The sequence below is a fragment of the Mesorhizobium sp. M1B.F.Ca.ET.045.04.1.1 genome, from assembly GCF_003952465.1.
Classification (GTDB): domain Bacteria; phylum Pseudomonadota; class Alphaproteobacteria; order Rhizobiales; family Rhizobiaceae; genus Mesorhizobium; species Mesorhizobium shonense.
In genome coordinates this window covers 3,182,899-3,201,878 of sequence record NZ_CP034448.1, presented here as the reverse complement: position 1 = coordinate 3,201,878, position 18,980 = coordinate 3,182,899, and the positions used below count along the sequence as shown (strand labels likewise).

The window sequence follows — 18,980 nt, the reverse complement described above, 5'->3', positions numbered from 1 at the left end:
CGTAAGCCTGTGCCCAGAAATGTAGAGGCGTATCGAAAGTGAAAGTGGCTATTGTTGAGCGCAGTTGCGGGTAAAATTGGCTGCATGAGCGAAGAAACAGTCAAGGAGTGGTGAACTGTGCCAAGATCGGAAATCGACGAAATTGACCGCAGACTGCTCGTCTCGCTCCAGGAAGACGCGCGGCTGACGACCGAAGAACTCGGGCTTAGGGCCGGCCTGTCAGCCTCGCCCTGTGCGCGCCGCGTCCGCAACATGGAGACTGCCGGGATCATCAAGGGCTATGTCGCGGTGGTTGACCAGGCTAAGGTTGGCTTGCCGATCAGCGTGTTCGTGTCGATCAAGCTCGAACGCCAGCGTGAGGAGGAACTCGATCGGTTTGCAGCGGCGGTGGGGCGATGGCCAGAGATCGTCGATTGCTACCTCATGACCGGACAGCGGGACTATCTGCTTCGTGTCGTGGTGAAGGACCTGCCTGCCTACGAGGCCTTTCTCAAGCAGAAACTGACGAGACTCGAAGGGGTGGCCTCGATCGAATCGAGCTTTGCTTTGGGTCAGATCAAGCAGTCGACAGTTCTGCCGATGGTTAAGGAGGGATGAGGAATTGTGTGGGGCCGCCGCACGCCCGACCATGCCAGCAAGTGATGATCGAACAAGCCAATCGAGGGCCAGACCGTGATGCTGCCGATGATGTACACTTGTGGTGCCGCCTCTGTGTCCCGGGCCGAACCGCGCAATTAGATGTTTTGTTCCGCCGCAAGGTCGGCCGATCCGGCCGTCAGGCGCCGCGCCCCCAAGCTGATCCTTTCGTTGTCATGGACCGGTGCGTGGCGACACACGGGCGGTGGAAAATTGCTGCGGGAAAGAACCCGCGAGGCCTCAATGCCTATGCTGGCTGAAACGTGAAACCGCCTCGATGAGCAATCTGGTGTCGACGGGCTTCGACAGTCTTGGCGAATCGCGGAACTGATCGGGAAAGACGGTGGAGCTGTCATAGCCGGTGAGAAAAACAAAAGTGACATCGCGGGTGGCGAGGTGCTCGGCGAGCGGGAAGCTGCGTTCGCCATGCAGGTTGACGTCGAGCACCGCCCCGTCCAGCTCGACGCCATCGATCTGTTCGAGCGCCTCCTCGACGGAGGGCGCGGGACCGACGACATCGCACCCTGCATCGGTCAATTCGTCGGAGAGATCGAGCGCAACCAGGAACGAGTCCTCGACGACGAGGATCTTAAGGCCGGACAATGGGGCGCTCTTGTTCATTCGTGCTAGGCAACTGGTCGACAGTTTCCGTTCGGGGCAAGGGAATCTCAAGTCGGCACTCGAAGCCGGCGGGCCTGAAGTTCAAATCTACACTTCCCCTCAATTCGTACTTTAAACTCTGCTGGATGAAAGTTGTTCCAAAATTCATGCGGGATGGCTCTGCCACGGCCGGCCCGCCGATTTCCTTCCAGGTGACCGACAACATGCCCGGCTTCGCGAAGCCCCAGGAGACTTCGACGCGCCCGGTGTCGACGGAAAGCGCTCCGTATTTGGCGGCGTTGCTGGCAAGCTCGAAGAACACCATGCCGAGCGTCGCCGCCGTCACTCCATCGAGGTGGAGCGGCCGGCCGTGGACAACGAGGCTCTGGCGTTCGCTGCTGTAGGGAGAGAGCATCGCCCTGAGCAGCTGCTCGAGGTCGGCATCGCCCCAATTGTAGGACGACAGCACCTCATGCGTACGGGCCATCGCGTGCAGCCGATCCTGGAACGAGGTCGAGAATTCGCCCATCGAATTTGACGAGCGGATCATGCGCGAGGCCAGCGCCGTGATCGTGGCGAGGATGTTTTTTACGCGGTGCTGCAGTTCATGCAGAAGCCTTTCCTGGCTGCGTTCCGCTTCCTTGTGGTTCGATATGTCGACCAGGGTCGCAATCGCGCCGCGCACCTTGCCGGATTCGTCGAACAGCGGATTGGCCGACATCATCACGTCGATGCTCGATCCGTCCGACCGTGCGATCCGCGCCTCATAGCCGGGGATGGCCTTGCCCGTTCGCATCGCCTTCTGCAGGGGCTGATCGCCCGTTGCCACTGCAGCGCCATCGATCATCAGCGGCAGCCCGGCCGGCACCTGCGTCAGCTTGCCGTCCGTGGTGGCGCGCCGTCCGGCGAGTTCCGTCGCGCGGCGGTTGGCGCGGATCGCCTCGCCGTTGCCGTCCTCGGCGATAAAAATGCCTACCGGCACAAGGTCCAGGATAGTCTCCAGACTTTCGAGGCGGTTGCGCAGGTCGTGCGAGAGCGCGCCGATCTTTGCCTCCGCCTGGGCGATCTGGGTAACGTCGACGAAGGTGACGACGACTCCGGCGATGACATTGTCGACGGTGCGATAAGGCATCATGCGCATGATGTAGGCGTTGCCGCTTTCGGCGCCCTCGATCTGCCGTTCGATGGTGCCCAGCCGCCGCAGCACCTGCTCCATGTCGGCCTGAAGTCCGTCGGCGGCAAAGCGCGGGCGCACATGCGCGAGCGGCCGGCCGACATCGCTTTCAACCAGCCTGAACAGGTCGCGAGCGGTGGGCGTGAAGCTCTTGATGCAGAGGTCGCGGTCGAGGAAAACGGTGGCGATCTGCGTGCTTTCGAGCAGGTTCGCCATGTCGTTGTTGGCGCGGCTGAGCTCGTCGACGCGGATGTTGAGCTCGGAATTGACGGTCTGCAGTTCCTCGTTGATCGACTGCAGCTCTTCCTTGGAAGTCTCCAGTTCCTCGTTGGACGATTGCAGCTCCTCGTTGATGGAGGACAGTTCCTCGTTCGAGGACTTCAACTCCTCATTGGAGGATTCGAGTTCCTCCGTCGTGATCTGCAGCCGCTCTCTGGTTTCCCTCAGCTCTTTTTCGAGCTGGCTGACATTGGCGCTCTCGACATCGTCGGTCGTGTGGACCGGCTCGTCATCGGCCTCCGGCTTGATGCCGCCGATGTCGCGGAAGACCAGCATGTAGAGTGGGTCCGCTGAGCCGTCGGGCGGCAGCGGCTGCACGGCCAGGCTGATGGTCTGGCGTCCGCCATTGGTGCCTATGGTGATCTTGTTCTGGATCGCCACCTGTCCGGTGCTGACGGCCTTGTGGATCGCTGCCCGCAAATCCATGCGCAGCCCGCGCCTGGCCATGGAGAAGACGTTGTGGTCTGGAGCGCCGGCGGCCAGCTCCAGATACTTGCCAGTGCCTCCCGAGCTGTGCATCAGCTCGCCGTCGGCGTTGATGATGACATAGGCCGGCGCATAGCGCTCGACGAGGACCCGTTCCGCAACCTCCCGCAGGGTTGTCGCCGTCGCCGCCCGGCGCGCAAGCGGGGGCGCCTGCCTGGCCGCCGCCGCCAGCGGGAACTCCGGCAGCCGCTGCATGGCGACCCCGCTGCGCTTCTGGAAGATGCGGCTCGCCTTGTCGATGGTCGAGAACAGGCGCGCGTGGCGCGTTACGTTCTCGGATGATCCGAGGAAGAGATAGCCGTTGTTGCGCAGCGCGTAGTAGAAGATCGGGACGATCTTTTCCTGCAGCTCCGACCCCATGTAGATCAAAAGGTTGCGGCAGGCGACCAGGTCGAGCTTGGAAAAGGGCGGATCGCGCAAGAGATTGTGCGCCGAGAACAGACAGATTTCCCGCAGCTCGGCTGCGACGCGATAGGTGCCGTCCTCGCGCGAAAAGAACTCCTTCAGCCGCTTCGGTGTCACGTCGGTTGCGATCGTCGCCGGGTAGCGACCGGCGCGGGCGATTTCCAGCGCCCGCTCGTCGATGTCGGTGGCGAAGATCTGCAGGTTGGGCGAGGCAGCGCCTCGCGGCGCGTTCTCCTTCAAGAGCATGGCGATCGAATAGGCTTCCTCGCCGGTGGCGCAGCCAGGCACCCACACCCTGATCGTCTCGTCCGGCTTGCGGTTCTCGAACAGTTTGGGAATGACGAAGCGTTCGACCCCTTCGAAGGCCTGCGGATCGCGGAAGAAACTGGTCACGCCGATCAAGAGGTCCTGGAACAGAAGGTCCACCTGCTGCGGCTCGTCGCGCAGCCGCTCGTAGAAGGCGGCCGGCTCGTCGATCTGAAGCACCTGCATGCGGCGCTGGATACGCCGCAGGATGGTGTTGTCCTTGTAGCCGCTGAAATCATGGCCGGTGCGTGTGCGAAGCAGCGCCGCGATGCGCGAAAGCTGTTCCGCCACGTCGCGCTTGCGCCGGTCGCGCTCGCTTTCGGTACGGTTGGCGTGGCTGAAATAGCCGACCAGCTTCGCGGCCATTTGTTCCGCGGGAAGCACCATGTCGATCATGCCGCTCTGGACGGCGCTGCGCATCATGCCGTCATATTCGGCGCTCTCCTGGGCCAGCGTCAGCCCGCCGCGCTCCTTGATTGCCCTCAGCCCGATGGTGCCGTCGCTGCCCGTTCCGGAAAGGATTATCCCGGCTGCATTTTCCGCCTGGTCGTGTGCCAGCGAGGCAAAGAAATCGTCGATCGGCGTCCGCCTAGCGCGCATGGTGGCCATCTTGGCCACATGAAAACGCTGCCCCTCGACGGTCACCGAGACGCCCGGAGGCGTGACGTAGATGTGGTCGGGCTCGATCTTCAGCCCCTCTGCCGCCGTTTTCGTTTCGATCGCGGTCGAGCGCTGGATGATGCTTGCGAGCACGCTCTCGTGCTCGGCGTCGAGATGCTGGATCACCACATAGGCAAAGCCGCTGTCGACCGGAACTTCAGGAAAGAATTTCTGCAGCGCCCCGATTCCGCCCGCCGACGCGCCAATTCCGATGATGGGGAAGGGCGCGAACTCTTTCGCGCTTTCGCGCGAATTAGCCCTTGCCTTCCTTGTGCTTGCCTTCCTCGCCGACTGCGCCATCGTCTGTTGCCTGCACCCGTCTGCTTTCGAGGATGCGCTCGATCAGAGCGGCATCCGCTTCGTATTCCTTCGCCCGCCGGCCAAACTCGCTGGCGAGTTGGGAGCGATGCTGTGTCTTTTCCCGCTCCGCCATGCGCCGGGCGAACTCTGCCCGCTGCTGGTGCGATCGCAGCAGGCTCCACAGGATCTCGTCGGCCTCGATCGCCTGCGCTTCCATCACCGCGTCGGCGGTAAAGGCGTGCCCGGTATGGCACCGATAGCGCAGCATGTCACCGTCTTCGATCTCCCACAGCGGCCCGTGGCATTCCGGGCATGTAAACACCGAGAGTTCGCCAAGTCGATCTTCATTTTTCATCGTCGAATGCTCCAGTGCAGCGATTGCCGCTTCCAGCCTCACACCCGGCGGCGCAGCCAAGGTTTCCCCGGCCGGCTCGGCGGCCAGCTTCGCCAGCAAGCCGCCCAGCTCGGCCGCCGGTAAGCAATGGTCGATCTCGACGTAATGCAGCGCACTCTCCACCATGGAAGGTACCAGCGTGTCCTTCGGATGCTGGACGACCGTAAGCCCGCCAACAGCCTTGATGGCCCTCAGGCCGGCGGTGCCGTCGGAAAGGGAGCCCGAAAGCAGCACGCCGATGACGCTGGCGCCATAGCTGAGCGCCGCCGAGCGGAACAGCGGGTCTATCGCTGGCCGCGCGAGGTTTTCGCGCGGGCCACGCCGCAGCATCATGTGATCGTCATGCAGCAGAAGATGGAAGCCGGGCGGCGCCACATAGATGTTGCCGGCCTTGCAGGTCGCGCCGTTCTTGGCCACCGAGGTTTTGAGGGTTGCCACGCGATCGAGGATTTCCGGCAGGTAGCTGACCTGGCCGACATGGAGCACGATGAACACGGCTGCCGGCAGATCGGCGGGCAGGTCGCGCACGATCTGCTTCAGCGGTTCCACCCCGCCAGCGGAGGCGCCGATGACGATGATGAAACGGTTGCGCTTGGCTCGCCGCAAGCCTGTCTCCGTATCGCGAGCAGGTGAAATGCGGTTTCGATCGTAGGCCATGTCACTACTAAGGTTACGCCCGGCCCTAAATCATAAGTCGTTTAAGGGGACTCGGTTCCATGGAGGCGCAGGCCAGCCTGGACAAGTAGGCCCCCTTATCAAGCACACGGCGATTCTTCATCTTTGGGTCTTTTTCGACGTTTTGCTTCACAACCGGTGCGAGATCGGCGCAGCTTCCGCTGATCATCGAATAGGCGCGCGTGATTTCGGCGCCGAACAGATAGATCTGAGCCGGGTAATAGACCCACAGCAACACCACCATCAGCGCACCCGCGGCGCCGTAGGAGTTCGCGATCGAACTGCTGCCGATCTACCGGCTGATCAGCGACTTTCCGATGGTGAACAGAAGCGCGGTGACCAGGGCGCCGACAGCGACATCACGCCATTTGAGACTGCGGTCCGGCAGGATCTTGTAGATCGCGGCGAAGAGCAGCGTGATCAGCAGGAACGAAAAGATCATGTTGATGGAACTCACGACCAGTTCGTCGAACGGCAGGCGCTGGTTGACCACACCCCTCAATGCCGAGATTAGCCGCGCTCGCCGCGAGGGAGATCAGGAGCATGAAGCCGAGTGCCGCCACGAGGCCAAGAATCGCCGCCCTCGCCCGCACCAGGCTCGAAAACGAGATGTCGCTTGGTTCCACTTTCCAGATCTTATTCAGCGACTGCTGCATCTCGCCAAAGACGTCTGAGGCCCGCGAAGAGCTGATCAAAATCGCCTGGCCGCGCAACGTCTTTGTCGGCCCGCGAACGGTGGACGTTCATATCAGCCGACTGCGACGATGCTTCAGGCAGTTCCTGCACGCTGACGTGATCCGCACTGTTCGACTTGGTGGCTACGCCTTGGAAGACCAATCATTCGCAAGAAGCTAGGCCGCAAATCCAGCCTTGCCGCGAGAGCCTTTGGCCCGTGACCAGTCGCCACGCGCTTCGAGCTCGTTCAGTCCGCCATCCAAGCGCTGGCCGATGAAGGCCGCCAACCGGCCGGCCGTCATCGGCGAGCGCCCGCAACAATCACTGCGCCCGCAAATATCGGATTGGTTTGCCAACGCTTATCGCCTGGGCTGCCGCCATGATGCCTTGAGCGTCGATGCCGTAGTGTCGGTAGAGGTCCGCAATGGTGCCGGTTTGCCCGAAACGCTCGACCCCCAAGGCTCGAGTCCGGTGGCCATGCACACCGCCGAGCCACGAAAGCGTTGCTGGATGGCCGTCGACCAGCGTCACCAGCGGGCAGGTCCCTGGCACGGCCGCCAGCAACCGTTCGACGTGGCTGCGAGCGTGGCTTAGGCCTCGCTCACGGCCTCGCTGCGCCGCAGTCCAGCCCGCGTGCAGGCGATCGGCCGAAGTCACCGCCAGCAGCCCGACGTCGCGACGATCTTCTGCCATGAGCCCGACCGCTTCGATCGCCTCGGGTGCGAGCGCTCCCGTATAGGCAATGACGAGCTGAGCGTTCGGGCCAGGAGGACGAAGCCAGTAGGCGCCGTTGACGATGTCCCCGGCCAGCCGGTCGTCGATGTCGCGCCTCGGCTGCTCGATCGTGCGCGTCGACAGCCGAAGGTAGACTGCTCCGCCGGCTGCATCGGTTAACCAGCTGACTTCATCTGGCTCCTTGGCCCCGTCACGCTGAATGTACTCGAAGGCAAAGCGCATAATGATCGCCACCGTCAGCCGCGCGTCTTCCCGGAGCGAGACGAGCAGTCTGCGGTCAATTTCGTCGATTTCCGATCCTGGCACAGTTCACCACGACCGAAGAACTCGGTCTTAGGGCCGGCCTGTCAGCCTCGCCCTGTGCGCGCCGCGTCCGCAACTTGGAGACTGCCGGGATCATCAAGGGCTATGTCGCGGTGGTTGACCAGGCTAAGGCTGGCTTGCCGATCAGCGTGTTCGTGTCGATCAAGCTCGAACGCCAGCGTGAGGAGGAACTCGATCGGTTTGCCGCGGCGGTGGCGCGATGGCCGGAGATCGTCGATTGCTATCTCATGACCGGACAGCGGGACTATCTGCTTCGTGTCGTGGTGAAGGACCTGCCTGCCTACGAGGCGTTTCTCAAGCAGAAACTGACGAGACTCGAAGGGGTGGCCTCGATCGAATCGAGCTTTGCTTTAGGTCAGTTCAAGCAGTCGACAGTTCTGCCGATGATGTAGGTGCGCCGCAACGCGCTCCAGAGAACGAAGAGGGGCCAGCACCGTCGAGCCGGCATGCTGACCCCTCTGAAGCCCGCAGCGCTTTCCAAGGAGATGGGACACCTAGCGGCCAGCAGACTTGCAGTTGCCGAGGATAACGGCATCAGCGCCGAAAGGAAGAGGGTGAACGCCGACGGTTATGCCCTGCGGCGCTTCGAAAGCGTGCGCAGTAGATCAGATTCGTCGGTGGTGCCGTCATGGAAAAGTTGGAACAGTTCCGTGGCCAGGAATGCACGCTGCTCCCGGTCTTTCTTGGCTAGGCGGCGCTCATTGCACAAGCGGTCAAACACCCGCTGGAGCATATCCAGATCAGCGGGCCAGTAGACACCACTGGAACGCGACACTGACATGGCCGCCGCCCTCGGCGCGGTTTATGCAGACTATCTCATAGAACGGGTTCGGACGCGAAGAGAATACCGTGTTCAATTGTGGAACGAATTCACGGCTTGGTGATTTGCGGCGTAGCGGCCGATCCCTCCAGGTGTAACCGCTCCTAATTGCAGGAGGCCCGTCGCTTACGCTCATTAGCTGCGATGGGCCTTTTTTGTTGGAACAAATTCGTTGGCGCTGGGTTCTGGCTGACTGGGGACGTTTCCTATGGCTGAGAACGATCAAGAACGCGCCGAGCGCGTGCAGGCGCAGAAGGACTTTCGGGTGCAGTTTCTCGTGCGGGAAACCGGCATTACCGAAGCTCAAGCACGTGACCTTATCAAGATGCTCGGCAACAGTCCGAACTCACTTCTCCGCGAGGCGCGGTTGCTGGCAAATGATTAGCCGACAGTCCGCTTAGGCGAGCGGGTTAGGGAGTGGCGAGAACCAGCCTCAATCAATCGAACGGCATGCCTTCTTTCTTGACGGCAGCCTCGAAAGCGACTCGGGATATCATCGGGCGACAAATCGCCGGCCCGTGGCGAACACGCTCCGGAAATCATGTGGCGACCGATGCAGGCCAGTCTCTTTCTCAACGGACGTGAGGCAGGTTTCCGCAGAGGTATATGGCCAGTTTTGTTGCCGCCCGCTCCTGTCCCGCCGAACACGAAGATATGCGAAGGGGACCGTGACGGAGTCTGGAAATCTTCGATGTTGATATTGGCAAGGCCGCGAAGCTAGGAGCAAGAGAACAGCCACGAACCGTCACCCTTGATGACCCTCTTTGGGGAACCCATTCGCTGGCTGTGAATTGTTGCAATGTGGGTCGGTTCAGATTTGGGACCGTCTCTCGCAGCGAGCCCGGCGCCTATGCTCCCTAGCATGCGTCGGGCTTTATCTTATCCTCGACGCTAGAACCGCGCCGCCAATGCGGGCGGCTTCGTGATGTGCCCTCCCCCGGCGCGTTTATCCTGCTCGCGATCGCGCTCTTCTTTTCCGTAGGTGCCTTCACGGATTCTACAGAACTGACGCCAGTCGACAGTGTGATTTGCAGAGGTCCCGTCCAACTTGCCTAGTTTCGAATGCGTAGGGTTGGCCGAATGTCTGCCATATTTGGGGTAAAGGCTGGGGCATTCGGGAGGAATCCAATGCCGGCACTTACCCTGGCAGTCGAGATTGCAGACGCGGTAGCAGCGGCGAAGAAGCAGCGGCAGTCTTCGTTTGACGTGAAATCCAAGGCAAGGGAACTGGCGACGGCCCACCCCAATTCAGGGGCCAGCGTCGGTGATGTTACAGATATTCTCGAACAGGAGAGCTTGGCTGCTGGCCTTGTTCCGGTATGAGAGCCGGACCTCTAGCCCTCCGCTTGCACCCGAGCCTAAGCCACCGTAACGGGCCCGGGTCCACAGGGATCACTTTTTGACGATTGGGGCGGCCCGGAAGCCACCGCCCTTTGCCTCAACCGAGGCAACTTCCTTTTTGCGCGGCATGCGGTTCAATTCGCCGGCTCGTGCGCCTAGGCAAGCCGATCCAGACTTCGGTCAGCGCTCGGGCACTCATTTCATTTCCAGCGGCTTGTGGTTGGGCTACCGGTACTCCCATACGAGTTGTGGAGTGTTGCCGGCAGCTGCTGCGGCCTTTTGTTGGCTTGCGGGTGTGACTCTTCGGATGTCTGCTGGGTGGCGTCGAGGTCCGCGCCCCGCCACGTCGTGGGTATCGACAGTATGCTGGGAAATCGATTCGCGGAGATAGGCAACTGGGTAGCGGATCAGGCCGATGTCATTCACGAACCTAGGGCCGTATGCGTATAGGCGACCGCAATCGAGCCAGTTGTCGGAACAGCCAATCACGACCTTGGCTTCAGATTGGCGCAATTCGATTTCGTCGGGCAGGGATTCGAGGAGCGCCCTGATGGTGTCTGCCCTGAGCAAAGTCCCGTCCAGCCTCCATGTGGATGGGCTTCGAGAGCTGCACGACCGGATTTTATGTGCGCAGCACTGCGACGACGACCCTCGCCCGCCTCAGCGCCGCTCTGACCCCCCCGCAACCTTCAGACCGCCTCGGCGTTTGAACGAGGCCCGAGGTTCATGGGCAAGGAATATCAGAAGCGCAAAGACGGTCTGTCGCACCTTGACTTAGAGACGGCGGCCGGCGCGCTCGATATGCTACAAAACCGGATTCTGAGAGAGAACGGCTAGCCGCCCCCAGAGTGACCGCCCCTTTCTTCGGTACTGATCTACTGCCCATGCATCGGAACATTGTGGCGGAACCGATTATGCAATGATATCAATGCCTTGCTATATGAGTGAACTTGCGTACTGAAAACTAAAAAATCCCAAACCTTAACGCGCTGTTAAGGTTACGAGTATGTGAATTCGGACGAACTCGCTTGCGGTGGAGAGGTCATTTGTAGCCGCGCGTGCAACCACTCCACTCCTGGGCGGTATGGCTTGGATATCCCGCCCAGAATTGCACTAAGGTCGCAGCCCGGGACATCGTCGAGCGGTGGGCTCCTGCTGGTCAAGCGCCCAATGAAACCTTGGGAGCATCCGCGGATGCAGGTTCCAGCAACGGCACGCTTCGTGGACTGTGCCGTGCCAATCGGTGCACTTGCCTTCTCGACGGGCGCTATTCATTGGAGCGTTTGCCTACATGTCTGAGTTGCGGCACCTTGGTCGCTTTGATAGACAAGGCCCCCTCCCCTGCGCTTCCGGACGACGGTAGCCTTCAGAGATGATTGCCGCAGAGGCGAGTTGCACGTGTACAACGACGGCGTCCTCTTCGAAGCATCGAGGCGAAGCTAGAACAGCTGACAGTAACTTGGTCGAGATACCTCGCTCCGTGCGGCGTTGTGTCCGGGCCCGCAGGGACTCGCGCAAAGCAACTGTCGCATGGGAGAAATTGCCACCAACTGTACGAGCTGAAGCTGCTTCTTTTTGCTCCGTTTTCGGTCATGTGGCCCCCTGAGCGCGGCTGGGCCCGCCGCATTGATGTCCCAAGGATCGCTGCGGCGGCCTCGGCCGTCGCGTGCGCGGAGGATAACCCAAGCCGCGTGGTCGGCAATGCGAAGCAACAGGAGTTGCACACGTACAACTTTTGCCGACATGAGAACGCCGCTCCGGTGGGGAACTGCGCCCAAGCATTGCGCAAAGGGGTTCAGCCCACAGTGTCGGAGGTCAATTGCGCTACAGTCCCCGGCATTTCAAGATCGGTGGGGGAGCGAACGCTGCGCGAGCCGCGGCCATACAACAGGTCTGGACTGAGCTCAATTCGGCCGCTCGTCGAAGGGCTCCTTCTTTCTCGCGGCTTTCGATGCTCTTTCGCAAATCCAACCTCGCCAGATCGGCAGGCGGTGGAGCTAGCAGCGTTTGCCGCGCTGCGAGGCAGGATTAATGGGGTTCAAAAAGATCGGTCGTCGAGTGGCTTGCCAGATCCCAACAGGTGGCCCGGATCCGGCTCGGTGAGCGGGGCCCGCCAAGCATGGCACGGGCACAACTGTCGCCCGGGTGCAGCCAAAGGACGGATTAGTGCGGCGAAAGACGGCGCACGTCCAAATACCAAGGTGACGGGTCGGCAAGAGCCTCGCCGGCGCCCAACTGTCGGTCCCTTCGGTCCGACGCCTATTCCGGGAGGTCGCTTGATGTTCCACGGGATATCCCAAGGCGGACGCTGGGAAGCATTCGCCGCCGTGGTTCAGCCAACGCAACGTGTCACGGGAGGTGTGGTGACGAAAAGTTGCACACGTACAACTACGATGGCAGCGGCCGCCCCATCGCCAACAATTGGGCCTGGAGGCCAGTCGCTGGGATGACCGCCTCGATTTTGCGGTGACGGCGTTCGCTACGTGTCCAGGAGGAAGCTCGATGTCACGAGCCCAGCCAACGTCAAGACGAGACGGGGTCGGGGCGAGGCGGGGAAAGTTGCACACGGACAACTCCTGAGTAGCCATCTGCGCCGAAGCCCGAGAAAAAGGCCTGCGTGTCGCTAGGCTCGGGTGCATTTGCAGGGCGCTCGGCTGAGGGGAAGGAGGGGCGGTGCTCTCGCACGAAAGCGGTCGGGGCAAGCGGGCACAAAGATACCCTGAAAACAATCAGTAGCCTCTGATAGCAGGCGATGGAGTATGCCTGCACCTGGCGCGCCATTATTTGTGTAAATTGCAAGCCGCCGGCGACTCACTTAGGAGCTTGGCTCGTTAACCTTTTGGTAACCAAAAAGCATTTGTCGGCAGTTCAGAATCAGTCCATCCTGATCAGCGCATTTACGTCGCCCTTTGGCCAAAATGCGCAGATCAAGAGAGGGACGATGTTGGAGAAAGTCAACCAGAGCGTTCCAACGGGCGAAAGCCTTCGCGAACTCATTGCCGCCGACGCCACCGAACTGTCACGACAGCTGCAAGCGCACCAGGCGAGGATATTCCCGCCGACCGCGCAGAAGGGCATGCGCCTGTTTACCCCAGGCGAGGCCGCAGGTTTCATCGGCATTCACGAAGGCTATCTCCGGCAGATCGTTTCGGAGGGACATGGCCCGCAACCGCAGGCGAACGGCAGGCGATTGTATTCGGTGGAAGACATCGACCGGCTGCGTCAGGTGCTCGACGAACAGAACTCAAAGGGACCTGGAAAATACATACGCCACCGTAGGGCAGGGGAGAAGCTCCAGATTCTGTCGGTGATGAATTTCAAGGGAGGCAGCGCCAAGACCACCACGGCTGCCCACCTTGCCCAGTTCCTGTCGTTGCGCGGCTACCGGGTGCTTGCTATCGACCTCGATCCGCAGGCCAGCCTGTCGGCGATGTTCGGCCATCAGCCCGAACTGGATGTCGGGCCCAACGAGACCATCTACGGGGCGATCCGCTACGATGAGGAATGCCGTAGCATTCTCGAGATCGTGCGCTCGACGTATACGCCCAACCTACACCTTGTTCCCGGCAATCTCGAACTGATGGAATTCGAGCACGAAACGCCAAAGGTGTTGGCGAGCCGGCAGCCAGGCACGATGTTCTTCGCCAGGCTTGGTGAATGTCTGGCCGAGATAGAGAGCGCCTACGACGTGGTCGTCATCGACTGCCCGCCGCAATTGGGCTTCCTGACCTTGTCTGCCTTGTGCGCGGCCACGGCCGTCATCATCACCGTGCATCCGCAGATGCTGGATGTAATGTCGATGTCCCAGTTCCTGCTCATGACTTCGGATCTGCTATCCGTCGTGGAGAACGCCGGCGGCAACACCGACTATGACTGGATGCGCTATCTTGTCACCCGGTTCGAACCCAACGATGGTCCGCAAAGCCAGATGGCCGGGTTCATGCGTTCGATCTTTGGCAATCGGGTTCTCGAAAACGCCATGCTCAAATCGACCGCGATCTCCGACGCAGGGCTGACGAAGCAGACCCTTTATGAGGTTGAACGCGGACAATTCACACGCGGGACCTATGATCGTGCCCTGGAGAGCCTGACCCTTGTCAACGGTGAGATCGAGGAACTGATCCGCAAGACCTGGGGGCGGAAATAGCCATGGCCCGCAAGAACCTCTTCGAAGTGTCCGAAGCCACCAGCGAACAGTCTCAACCAGACGCAGCTAGAACGGCGCTTGTAAGGCCCCTGATGGGCCTGGACAGGCCTCTAAAGCCCGGCCGTCCGGTGGGAGCCATCTCGCAATCGCTCGAAAACATCAACTCGCGCGCACAGCGAGCCGAGGAGATCGAGCGTAAGCTGTCGGAAGGGCAGGCGATCGTTGAACTCGATCCCGGCCTGATCGACCAGTCGATCGTCATCGACCGCCTTGGGGTCAGCGATGAAGTGCAAGCCGGCCTGGTCGCGCAGATCCGTGAGCATGGGCAACAGGTGCCGATCCTGGTGCGTCCGCATCCAGACAGCGACGGTCGCTACCAGGTGGCCTACGGCCACCGGAGGCTGGCTGCGGTCAGGCAGCTTGGCCGACTGGTTCGCGCTGTCGTCAGGGACCTGAGCGACGAGCAGCTTGTCGTCAGCCAGGGCCAGGAAAACAACAGTCGCAGCGACCTTTCCTATATCGAGCGGTGCTATTTCGCGGCCAAGCTCGAAGCCAAGGGTTTCTCGCGCGACATCATCATGGCCTCACTTGGCGTCGATAAAGCGGCACTCTCAAAAATGATAGCGCTTGTCGCTCGTCTGCCGGCGGACATCATCGAAGCCATAGGCACCGCGGAATCGTTCGGGCGCCAGCGATGGGCGGAACTCGCCGACCTGCTCGACGAGCGCGGCAAGCGCGCCAAGGCGCTGAAGGCCATCCAGGAGCCGGAATTTGCCGCGCGTACCAGCGACGAGCGCTTTCAGGCTATCCATGATCTCGTCAAGACCACCGCAAAGAAGCCCGAAAGGACGGTATGGGCCGCCGCCAACGGATCCCGGCTGGTCAACATCAGTGACAGTGAAGCGAAGATGACCTTCGCTTTCGACAAGCGCATCGAACCGGAATTCGCGAGCTTCGTGCGGGAGCGCCTGCAAGCGCTCTATGATGAGTTCCGGCAACAGGTAACGGACTAAGGAGCACTCAACCGCAAAAGAAAAAGGCCCCCGAACGTCACCGCGCGGAAGCCCTTCTCAGTCGTGTAGCAACTCTGAGAATCGCAAATCCACGAATCACTGTCAAGAGTCTCGGCGTCGTTTTGGCGAGCAGGTTTCTTTTGCCTAGCAAATAGGCGGAAGGGAAGATGGGAACGCATACAGCAACGACGCCCTTTGGGCGGCGGCCGATGACGCTTGGGCTACTCGCCAGCCAAGTCGCGGTCGGTGAAATCGATGAGAAAGCTCGCGCTTCGAAATGGCAGGTGTTTCGCGATATCCGAGAGGCCAAGGAGGCGCTCGGCGCGACCGATCGTGCCCTGGCGATCCTGAATGCGCTTTTGTCGTTTCATCGCGCGGACGAGCTCACGGCAGAGGAAAGCCTGATCGTATTTCCTTCCAATGAGCAGCTCATCCGTCGTGCCAATGGCATGTCGCCGGCAACACTGAGGCGTCATCTGGCTAACCTGGTGACAACGGGCCTTGTCATCCGCCGCGACAGCCCGAATGGCAAGCGATTTGCGCGAAGAGGGGAGGGCGGTGCGATCGACCAGGCCTACGGGTTCGATCTCTCGCCGATCCTTGCGCGGGCAGAAGAGTTCAAAGCCCTGGCAGCGGCCGTCCAGGCCGAGCGCAAGGCGCATCGCCTGGTCAAGGAGCGCCTCACCATCAGCCGGCGCGACGTCGTCAAGATGATCGAGGCTGGCATCGACGAAGGCGTTCCTGGCAATTGGCAAGGGTTCATGCGCCGGTACGAAGCGATTATCGCCCGCTTGCCGCGGACGGCTGCACGCTTGACCCTCGAGACGATCTGCAACGAGCTGGAAGATCTTTGGATCGATGTGCATCAGGCGTTGGAATCTTTCATTAATTCGCAGAATCAGAACGCCAATGAGTCCCAATCTGAGCGCCACATACAGAATTCAAACCCACATGTTTCTTCTACCGATGAATCTGAACATGGCTTAGGAGAAACAGATGAAGCGAGCGGCGTTGGCGTCAAAAATGACAACGTGCGCGCACTGCCGAACCGGGATTTGCCGCTGGGGATGGTGGTGGATGCCTGCCCTGAACTTCTGACCTTGGCGCGCGACGGACATATCCGGACATGGCGCGATTTTGTGGAGGCCGCGGCCCAGGCCCGGCCGTTCATGGGCATCAGCCCCAGCGCCTGGCAGGAAGCAGTCGAGGTCATGGGGCTGGAAAAGGCGGCGATCACTGTAGCGGCAATCCTCCAGCGGTCCGACCGGATCGCCAGCCGCGGCGGTTATCTGCGCAATTTGACAGAACGGGCGCGCGACCAGAAGTTCTCGGTGTGGCCGATGATCATGGCGCTTTTGCGCGAAAAACTGGATGCGCACGCCAAGGCAGCCGGCAACAACGGAAGGTCTGTAACCGATCCCGCCGACGGCGATCGAGGTGTTACCGTGGAGATCAGCGAAGCGCTGCGCAAGAACATGAAAAAGAAGGGCTGGGAGCGGTGAGGGTGCTGGCGCCAGGCGTCGCACCATGGCGAGTGGTCCGCATAAGCCTCAGGCTATCTGTGGGGCGGTGCGGATCCTGGCTGGCGCCAGCTCAAAAGCGATATGCGGGTGGTGAGCGGTACTGCGTGGATGTCGACCAGACCCTATTCCAACTGCTTATCCGTCTCGACGCTTTCGGCCGCGTCGGACGTTTCGCTAGGTCGCTTCGCTCGGCTTATGGGAGTTCAATCTCGCCGTCTACCACGTGGTTAAGGTCGGTGCCCTCCGCCGTCAGCGTCATGCGGACGTTTAACTTCTTCTCGCCGCCGATTTGCCCTTCGCGCGCCGTCTCCTCGATCTTGCGCTGGGAGGTGACGCCGACTTCCTTCAGGAACTTGCGGATCGACATGTTGAAGGCGTCTTCGCTCATGGCCGAACTCCTCTGTGTCCGGAAGGGATTGTAAGGGAAGGCAAGGGATCAAGGAAGCAGGACGTGACGCTCGGTCCCATAGAAACAGATCCGAGCCGGGAGGAGGCATCGTATCCTTGAACTTGATCGGCCCTTGGAAGGAGGAAGAGCGGGCGCTTGCTGCCAAGCCGCTACCTGAATCGTTTCCCAATAATGCACAGGGGCCGTCTTTGTGCGGGTAGCAATGTTCCCGAGAGAACGGCTGGGGAAGCGTCAGACAATCAGCCTTGCCGCGCGTCCCAACTGCCGTTCCGCGTCGTTGTAGTAGCGCGAAGCTTGGCTGATCGATCGGTGCTGCGACTGCTGCATGGCTTCGACGAGGGGGATGCCACGGCGAGCGGTTTCGGTGAGGTAGCCGGCGCGCAGGCCGTGCGCGGAAATCAGCTGCGTATCGAGGCCTGCCGCGGCGGCGCGGCGCTTCAGGATCATGTTGACGGCCTGCGGGGTCAGCGCCCGCGGCTCGAGATTGCCCCAGCGGTCGATGCCGCGAAAGACGGCGCCTTCGGTGATCCCGGCCCGCGCGAGCCAGTCTTTCATGGTCAAAACCGGCCGGCCGATGAGCAGCACGAAGGCGTCGGTATCGGCTTGGGTCGTCTTGGTGCGCCCGAGGTGGATCGACAGGCACGGCAGTTTCTCGCTGTTCGGATCCTTCGGGTCGACGGGGACCGGATCTTCGTCCCTGAGCTGCTCGGCACGCAGGCGGGCGACCTCGCTGCGGCGGCGGCCGCCGGAGGCAAAGGCGGTGAGCAGCAGGGCGCGGTCGCGCAGGTCGACCAGCTTTTCGCCCGCGCAGGCCTTGAGTAGCGTGACGAGAATATCGGCGGTCACTGCCTTGCGGCTCTTGCGGCCGCGTGGCCGGGCGCTGGCGCGGACCGCGAGCTTGATGGCGCTCTGCAGGCTCGGCGCGTTGAATCGGCCCCTCAACCCCCGCCATTTCGTCAGCGTCGACCAGCTGGAGAGCCGCCGGCGCACCGTCGCGGGCGCATGCGGACCGTCGCTGCGCAGCAGGCCTTGCTCCTTCAGCGCAACTGCCACGTCTTGCGGCATGCCGTGCGCCAGATCGGTTTCGCGTCTGGCCGGGTCCCAGAGGTGGTGGGCGACGAACTTGATCAGCAGCGCCTCCGGCGCCGGCCAGGGCAGGGGTCTTCCGGTGGCGGCGAGCGACCACGCCTCGAGATAGCCGAGGTCGGAGGCGAGCGCGCGCAGCGAATTCTCGCCGATGCCTTCCTTGGCGAGGTGCCGAAGTGTGGCGACATCGTCGTCGGTGAGGAGCTCGGCCAAAAAGTCGCGGCGGTCGAAGGGCAGCACGGAATCGAGCGCGTCGAGGGCTTCGGCGCGCTGAACAACGCCGCGGTCTGGCGGATCGCCAAATTCAGCCGTCATTGGCGAATGGTCCCAGAACGACGACGGCTTCGCCGTGCGCGGCAGCGGCCAGCTTGCGGTCCAGCGTGGCGAGCGGCAGAGACCGCTCCAGCGCCAGCGCCAGATAGACTGCATCGTAGGCGCTCAGCCCATGCGCTTCGGCGAGCGCCATGACGCTAGCGTCCGCGCCCTGACCGGCATCCTCCAGCGGCAGGCGCCGCAGCCGGCCGAGCGCGGCGAGCGCCTCGCCGTCGTGGATGCGCCCGCGTCGCCGGGCGACAAGCAGGATGCTGCGGATTTCGTGCCAGAATAAGGATGGCACGGGGCAGCGGCCGCCAAGTCCCCCTACCAGCGCCTCGGCGGCCTGGCTGTGCTCCTCCGGCAGCAGCCAGGCGGCGGCGATGGACGCATCGAGGATCAAAGACATCAGTAGCGGTGCCCCTCGTGCTTCCAAGCCAGAATCTCCTCGGTGGTGACAGGCTTGGCCCGAGCCCGGGCGGCGCGGACCTCTTCGATCAGGGCGGTGAGGTCGGTATCCTTGCGGATCCTGCTGAGTTTGGCGATCGGATCGTTGCCGCGGGAAATGATCACCTCCTCGCCGGCTTCGACCTTGGCAAGGAGCTCCGACAGATGGGTCTTGGCTTCGGCAACCTTGACGGTGATGGTCATGACGGCGTGCTCCGGAAATTGGGCCCTGT

17 protein-coding genes and 2 pseudogenes are annotated in these 18,980 nt (G+C 61.7%); 8 read left to right on the top strand and 11 right to left on the bottom strand.

Going from position 1 to position 18,980, the window contains the following annotated elements:
- Positions 1–117 precede the first annotated feature (117 nt).
- Complete coding sequence (locus EJ071_RS15515; RefSeq protein WP_126098625.1) at positions 118–597, top strand: Lrp/AsnC family transcriptional regulator; 480 nt, start codon at positions 118–120, stop codon at positions 595–597.
- Positions 598–876: 279 nt separating this feature from the next.
- Here EJ071_RS15515 and EJ071_RS15510 read toward each other — a convergent pair whose 3' ends face one another.
- From EJ071_RS15510 to EJ071_RS39470, 5 genes are all read right to left on the bottom strand, one after another.
- Positions 877–1,239 (bottom strand): response regulator, encoded by a 363-nt coding sequence (locus EJ071_RS15510; protein WP_245460255.1) that lies wholly within the window; start codon positions 1,237–1,239, stop codon positions 877–879.
- On the bottom strand, positions 1,226–4,846 hold the full coding sequence (locus tag EJ071_RS15505) for a CheR family methyltransferase (protein ID WP_126098623.1): 3,621 nt from the start codon (positions 4,844–4,846) through the stop codon (positions 1,226–1,228). The genes EJ071_RS15510 and EJ071_RS15505 overlap by 14 nt, the downstream gene beginning before the upstream one ends.
- Positions 4,800–5,846, bottom strand: a complete 1,047-nt coding sequence (locus EJ071_RS15500) for a chemotaxis protein CheB (protein ID WP_245460254.1) — start codon at positions 5,844–5,846, stop codon at positions 4,800–4,802. Before EJ071_RS15500 ends, EJ071_RS15505 begins: the two co-directional genes overlap by 47 nt.
- 76 nt (positions 5,847–5,922) lie before the next feature.
- Positions 5,923–6,159: a hypothetical protein gene (locus tag EJ071_RS39475; protein ID WP_245460253.1), complete on the bottom strand. Its 237-nt coding sequence runs from the start codon at positions 6,157–6,159 to the stop codon at positions 5,923–5,925.
- A gap of 48 nt (positions 6,160–6,207) precedes the next feature.
- Positions 6,208–6,408, bottom strand: coding sequence for a YhjD/YihY/BrkB family envelope integrity protein (locus EJ071_RS39470; RefSeq protein ID WP_245460252.1), 201 nt, complete (start codon positions 6,406–6,408; stop codon positions 6,208–6,210).
- A gap of 50 nt (positions 6,409–6,458) precedes the next feature.
- Between EJ071_RS39470 and EJ071_RS15490 the strand changes: the two genes are divergently transcribed.
- The gene (locus EJ071_RS15490) at positions 6,459–6,770 is read left to right on the top strand and encodes a helix-turn-helix domain-containing protein (RefSeq protein ID WP_126098621.1); all 312 of its coding nucleotides are present in this window, start codon (positions 6,459–6,461) and stop codon (positions 6,768–6,770) included.
- Between the two features lie 141 nt (positions 6,771–6,911).
- Here the strand turns inward: EJ071_RS15490 and EJ071_RS15485 are convergent.
- Positions 6,912–7,559 (bottom strand): annotated as a pseudogene (locus tag EJ071_RS15485) (transketolase); the annotation flags it as partial.
- 107 nt (positions 7,560–7,666) lie between these two features.
- Here EJ071_RS15485 and EJ071_RS15480 point away from each other — a divergent pair.
- A pseudogene (locus tag EJ071_RS15480) lies at positions 7,667–8,041 on the top strand (Lrp/AsnC family transcriptional regulator); the annotation flags it as partial.
- 176 nt (positions 8,042–8,217) lie between these two features.
- On the opposite strand, the gene EJ071_RS38525 reads toward EJ071_RS15480, so the two are convergent.
- Complete coding sequence (locus EJ071_RS38525) at positions 8,218–8,430, bottom strand: hypothetical protein (protein WP_189521487.1); 213 nt, start codon at positions 8,428–8,430, stop codon at positions 8,218–8,220.
- Between the two features lie 247 nt (positions 8,431–8,677).
- On the opposite strand from EJ071_RS38525, the gene EJ071_RS38520 reads away from it, so the two are divergent.
- The 5 genes from EJ071_RS38520 to repC all read left to right on the top strand — a co-directional run bounded on the left by EJ071_RS38520 (position 8,678) and on the right by repC (position 16,472).
- Complete coding sequence (locus EJ071_RS38520; protein ID WP_189521602.1) at positions 8,678–8,854, top strand: hypothetical protein; 177 nt, start codon at positions 8,678–8,680, stop codon at positions 8,852–8,854.
- A 743-nt stretch (positions 8,855–9,597) separates the two neighbouring features.
- Complete coding sequence (locus EJ071_RS15470) at positions 9,598–9,792, top strand: hypothetical protein (RefSeq protein ID WP_126098620.1); 195 nt, start codon at positions 9,598–9,600, stop codon at positions 9,790–9,792.
- Positions 9,793–12,751: 2,959 nt separating this feature from the next.
- Complete coding sequence (repA, locus tag EJ071_RS15460; RefSeq protein WP_126102601.1) at positions 12,752–13,957, top strand: plasmid partitioning protein RepA; 1,206 nt, start codon at positions 12,752–12,754, stop codon at positions 13,955–13,957.
- A 2-nt stretch (positions 13,958–13,959) separates the two neighbouring features.
- On the top strand, positions 13,960–14,970 hold the full coding sequence (gene repB, locus EJ071_RS15455) for a plasmid partitioning protein RepB (protein WP_126098619.1): 1,011 nt from the start codon (positions 13,960–13,962) through the stop codon (positions 14,968–14,970).
- Positions 14,971–15,137: 167 nt separating this feature from the next.
- The gene (gene repC, locus EJ071_RS15450; protein ID WP_126098618.1) at positions 15,138–16,472 is read left to right on the top strand and encodes a plasmid replication protein RepC; all 1,335 of its coding nucleotides are present in this window, start codon (positions 15,138–15,140) and stop codon (positions 16,470–16,472) included.
- A 214-nt stretch (positions 16,473–16,686) separates the two neighbouring features.
- On the opposite strand, the gene EJ071_RS15445 is transcribed toward repC, so the two are convergent.
- The 4 genes from EJ071_RS15445 to EJ071_RS15430 form a co-directional block, all read right to left on the bottom strand.
- Positions 16,687–16,881 carry a DUF6494 family protein gene (locus EJ071_RS15445; protein WP_126098617.1) on the bottom strand — a complete coding sequence of 65 codons (195 nt, stop codon included), beginning with the start codon at positions 16,879–16,881 and terminating at the stop codon, positions 16,687–16,689.
- A 252-nt stretch (positions 16,882–17,133) separates the two neighbouring features.
- On the bottom strand, positions 17,134–18,303 hold the full coding sequence (locus EJ071_RS15440) for a tyrosine-type recombinase/integrase (protein WP_126098616.1): 1,170 nt from the start codon (positions 18,301–18,303) through the stop codon (positions 17,134–17,136).
- Positions 18,293–18,709: a type II toxin-antitoxin system VapC family toxin gene (locus tag EJ071_RS15435; protein ID WP_189521486.1), complete on the bottom strand. Its 417-nt coding sequence runs from the start codon at positions 18,707–18,709 to the stop codon at positions 18,293–18,295. The genes EJ071_RS15440 and EJ071_RS15435 overlap by 11 nt, the downstream gene beginning before the upstream one ends.
- Complete coding sequence (locus EJ071_RS15430) at positions 18,709–18,951, bottom strand: type II toxin-antitoxin system prevent-host-death family antitoxin (RefSeq protein ID WP_125002582.1); 243 nt, start codon at positions 18,949–18,951, stop codon at positions 18,709–18,711. Before EJ071_RS15430 ends, EJ071_RS15435 begins: the two co-directional genes overlap by 1 nt.
- Positions 18,952–18,980 lie beyond the last annotated feature (29 nt).

Excerpts from the sequence above, each read along its gene's own strand:
- EJ071_RS15505 (WP_126098623.1), bottom strand. The coding sequence starts at position 4,846 with ATGGCGCAGTCGGCGAGGAAGGCAAGCACAAGGAAGGCAAGGGCTAAT.
- EJ071_RS39475 (WP_245460253.1), bottom strand. The coding sequence starts at position 6,159 with ATGGTGGTGTTGCTGTGGGTCTATTACCCGGCTCAGATCTATCTGTTC.
- EJ071_RS15490 (WP_126098621.1), top strand. The coding sequence starts at position 6,459 with ATGAAGCCGAGTGCCGCCACGAGGCCAAGAATCGCCGCCCTCGCCCGC.
- EJ071_RS38525 (WP_189521487.1), bottom strand. The coding sequence starts at position 8,430 with ATGTCAGTGTCGCGTTCCAGTGGTGTCTACTGGCCCGCTGATCTGGAT.
- EJ071_RS38520 (WP_189521602.1), top strand. The coding sequence starts at position 8,678 with ATGGCTGAGAACGATCAAGAACGCGCCGAGCGCGTGCAGGCGCAGAAG.
- EJ071_RS15470 (WP_126098620.1), top strand. The coding sequence starts at position 9,598 with ATGCCGGCACTTACCCTGGCAGTCGAGATTGCAGACGCGGTAGCAGCG.
- repA (WP_126102601.1), top strand. The coding sequence starts at position 12,752 with ATGTTGGAGAAAGTCAACCAGAGCGTTCCAACGGGCGAAAGCCTTCGC.
- repB (WP_126098619.1), top strand. The coding sequence starts at position 13,960 with ATGGCCCGCAAGAACCTCTTCGAAGTGTCCGAAGCCACCAGCGAACAG.
- repC (WP_126098618.1), top strand. The coding sequence starts at position 15,138 with ATGGGAACGCATACAGCAACGACGCCCTTTGGGCGGCGGCCGATGACG.
- EJ071_RS15445 (WP_126098617.1), bottom strand. The coding sequence starts at position 16,881 with ATGAGCGAAGACGCCTTCAACATGTCGATCCGCAAGTTCCTGAAGGAA.
- EJ071_RS15440 (WP_126098616.1), bottom strand. The coding sequence starts at position 18,303 with ATGACGGCTGAATTTGGCGATCCGCCAGACCGCGGCGTTGTTCAGCGC.
- EJ071_RS15435 (WP_189521486.1), bottom strand. The coding sequence starts at position 18,709 with ATGTCTTTGATCCTCGATGCGTCCATCGCCGCCGCCTGGCTGCTGCCG.
- EJ071_RS15430 (WP_125002582.1), bottom strand. The coding sequence starts at position 18,951 with ATGACCATCACCGTCAAGGTTGCCGAAGCCAAGACCCATCTGTCGGAG.